Below are 2,922 nucleotides of genomic sequence, written 5' to 3' on the forward strand. Positions count from 1 at the left end.
ATAAGACGACCGACACCTCGACGCGGGTCAAGATCCAGAGCGCGCGGCTGGTGAATGTCTCAGATCCTTTCTATGTGTCGGTGCAGGAGAACTTCAATACTCCGCGTGACTACGTGACGATCGAGTGGAATCCGTACTATGACATGAATAATCCGGGTTCTACGGCTTTCGGCCAGTCATCGTTGAGCTACACCTCCTTTACCTTAGAGGTGACGCTGGTGACGGGCAAGAAGTTCAATATCGAGGGGCTCATCACCCGAGATAACTATCAGGCGGGCGTCACGCCGTGGCAGACGCCCCCGCGCTATAAAAACACGCAATATTAATAGGAAGAACCCATGAACGAAATTCTGCTCGAAACACTGAACATCGAGAATCTCAAGCGGATGCTGGCTGTCGTACTGATCCTTTGGAGCCTGATGATCGTCGCCGTGCTGGTAGACCTCTGGTCTGGTATCGAGAAGGCCAAAGCCCGCAGGGAGTATGTGAACAGCGGTGGCTTTCGCCGCACCTTTGCCAAAGTCGGCGAGTACTGGCGGGTGCTGGCCATGCTCCTGCTGGTGGACATCATCGGTAATATCTTCCCGTGGTACAGTTTTCCTTTTGCTTCTGTGCTTGGAACCGTAGCCGTAATCGCCATCGAGTTTCGCTCGGTGATCGAGAACCTGCGGGAGAAACACTCCGCCGCCGCGCAAATTCCCGATATGATCGGTCGTATCATCCGGTGCAAAGACCCGGCTCGCGCTGCCGAGTTGCTGCAGGAGGTTAAGAAGATCACCGCACCACCGGAATCCGATGTATAAAGAAACCACACGATTCCTTTACACATCGATTGGATATGCAAAGAAAATCGCGCTCTTTTGATAAGTAGTAACTGAGATTGAAAACAGATTTTGCCATGAAACACTTTACCATCGCAGAGCTTTGTACCTCGGAGACCGCCCGCGCACGGAGGATCGATAACACACCGCCGAGCGGGGTAACACTCGCCCTTACCGCACTGATTGAAAAACTGCTCGACCCGATCCGGGAGGCATGGGGCGGCCCGATCTCGGTGAACAGCGGTTACCGCTGCCCGAAGTTGAATGCAGCAGTGGGCGGTGTCTCGACCTCCCAGCACCTCCGGGGCGAGGCGGCGGACATCTCGGTGGGCACCCCGGCCGACAACTGCCGCCTGTTCGACCGGATTGCGGAAATGCAGAAAGCCGGAGCAATCGTGTTCGACCAGCTCATAGACGAATCGAACTACCGGTGGATACACATCTCCTACCGGGCCGGAACCAACCGAAATCAAATCCTCCACCTGAAATGAAACGGATACTTTTTTATAGTATAGCCAGCCTGTTGCTGTCCGGCTGCTCGACCACGAAGAGAGTGCACGAGAGCCAGCACGCGACATCCGCCGTGACCGAGCAGGCCGACCTGCACGCGGAATCCCGGCAGACCACCAAGGTTGTCGCACACACACAGACCGAATCCGCCACCGCCGAGTCCGAGGAGACCCGTTGGATCGAACTGGAATTCGACACCACCCGGCCCGCCGACTCGACCACCGGAATGCCGCCCGTCAAGCGCATCACGATCACCGACCACCACCGGAACCGCGAGAACGACACCTGCCAGCAGACAACTGACACTCTCAAGCAACAGACGGATGCCGTCCTCCAGGACAGCACTCGCCGCGAAACTCACACCGAGACGATCGTCGAACAGGAAACCGAAAAGGAATCCCGCCCCAGCACTCTTCCGTGGCTGCTGGTCGGAGTTATCTTCGTCGCCCTCGTCTGGGCCGCATGGAAGATGTGGAGAGGATAAGCAAAGGTTTTGACATGTAAAATCAATGCCATTGTTTAATTTCTATAGACTTAACGAATTACATATGGGACATCCGATATTGCTATAGCTATTTTGTCTTTTATTTCGGCGACAGAAGAAGTTCCTATAAGGGGTGGTAATTTATTAGCCAATAATAAAAAAATAGAGTGTGCACTGAGTTCTTTTTGTGCACAAGGCCCGATTACAACTTCTTTGAGACAATTAACGGGAATACTTATTTCTATATATGGTATTATTGAACCTTGTTTGTCATAGAATTTTGTTGCTAATGGATGATACATTCGTGTTATCCTCCATTCTCTTTCATAAAAATATGATTGATGCTTTGTACTTAATCTGAGGGATAAAATTTTGGCAAAGTAATCTATAGGGAGATTATATGTATTTGTGATATTGGATAGTGTTAATATGTCATATAATTCTTTACTCAAATGTTCATATACGTAATTTGTTGTATATTCTTCAGTTCCATATCGACATTTTACGAAAGCTTCGCTGAATGATTTTTGCAAAAGTTCTTTGGAAAATCCTAATGCAATTCCAGTCCCATTTCCTCCATAACTTCTCCACAGCGTTAAGTCGTCGGCCCATTCTGAAAATGAAACTATTCCTGGATACCCCATTTGTTCATCTATAATTTTTAAATTTTCCCTGAGCCAAATCGACTTCTTTTCTTTGAGCTGATTATTGCGTTCATATTTATCTAATCCTTGACATATACATTTTGACATAAAGGAATATTCTATTGGATCATTCATATAAGGCATTAAGGTGCCTCTAAATTTAAATTTATATTTCGATAAATCACGATCATCATTATCTGCTTCAGGCCTATCTAAGGTTTCCATAAGAGCATGAAATGTACTCATGGTAGTATAATGATATACTAAAGTATTGCGGTCTAACTTGTTTGTTGTCATATGAAGAATAAAAACAGTCCCCCGAATAGTCCCCTCTGAAAACAGAAAAGGCTGCCAATCAAACGATTGACAGTCTTTTCTGTGCCCAGGACAAGACTCGAACTTGCACGCCGCAACCGGCACTACCCCCTCAAAGTAGCGTGTCTACCAATTTCACCACCTGGGC

Annotated in this window: 5 protein-coding genes and 1 tRNA gene; 4 read left to right on the forward strand and 2 right to left on the reverse strand. The window is 48.3% G+C overall.

The genetic code is table 11. The features are described 5' to 3' along the window. The 4 genes from Q9S52_RS10595 to Q9S52_RS10610 form a co-directional block, all read left to right on the forward strand. On the forward strand, positions 1-326 hold a 326-nt coding region (locus Q9S52_RS10595; protein ID WP_304709085.1), incomplete at its 5' end, for a hypothetical protein. 12 nt (positions 327-338) lie between these two features. Further along, the gene (locus Q9S52_RS10600; protein ID WP_304709086.1) at positions 339-803 is read left to right on the forward strand and encodes a phage holin family protein; all 465 of its coding nucleotides are present in this window, start codon (positions 339-341) and stop codon (positions 801-803) included. Positions 804-898: 95 nt separating this feature from the next. Continuing rightward, on the forward strand, positions 899-1,312 hold the full coding sequence (locus Q9S52_RS10605; protein WP_304709087.1) for a D-Ala-D-Ala carboxypeptidase family metallohydrolase: 414 nt from the start codon (positions 899-901) through the stop codon (positions 1,310-1,312). Further along, positions 1,309-1,815, forward strand: a complete 507-nt coding sequence (locus Q9S52_RS10610; RefSeq protein ID WP_304709088.1) for a hypothetical protein — start codon at positions 1,309-1,311, stop codon at positions 1,813-1,815. Before Q9S52_RS10605 ends, Q9S52_RS10610 begins: the two co-directional genes overlap by 4 nt. Before the next feature lie 50 nt (positions 1,816-1,865). Here the strand turns inward: Q9S52_RS10610 and Q9S52_RS10615 are convergent, their stop codons facing one another. Together Q9S52_RS10615 and Q9S52_RS10620 are read right to left on the reverse strand one after the other, a co-directional pair. Beyond that, positions 1,866-2,705 carry a DUF2971 domain-containing protein gene (locus Q9S52_RS10615; RefSeq protein ID WP_304709089.1) on the reverse strand — a complete coding sequence of 280 codons (840 nt, stop codon included), beginning with the start codon at positions 2,703-2,705 and terminating at the stop codon, positions 1,866-1,868. Between the two features lie 133 nt (positions 2,706-2,838). Next, positions 2,839-2,922 (reverse strand) — tRNA-Leu (locus tag Q9S52_RS10620).

Source organism: uncultured Rikenella sp., from assembly GCF_948810725.1.
Lineage (GTDB): Bacteria > Bacteroidota > Bacteroidia > Bacteroidales > Rikenellaceae > Rikenella.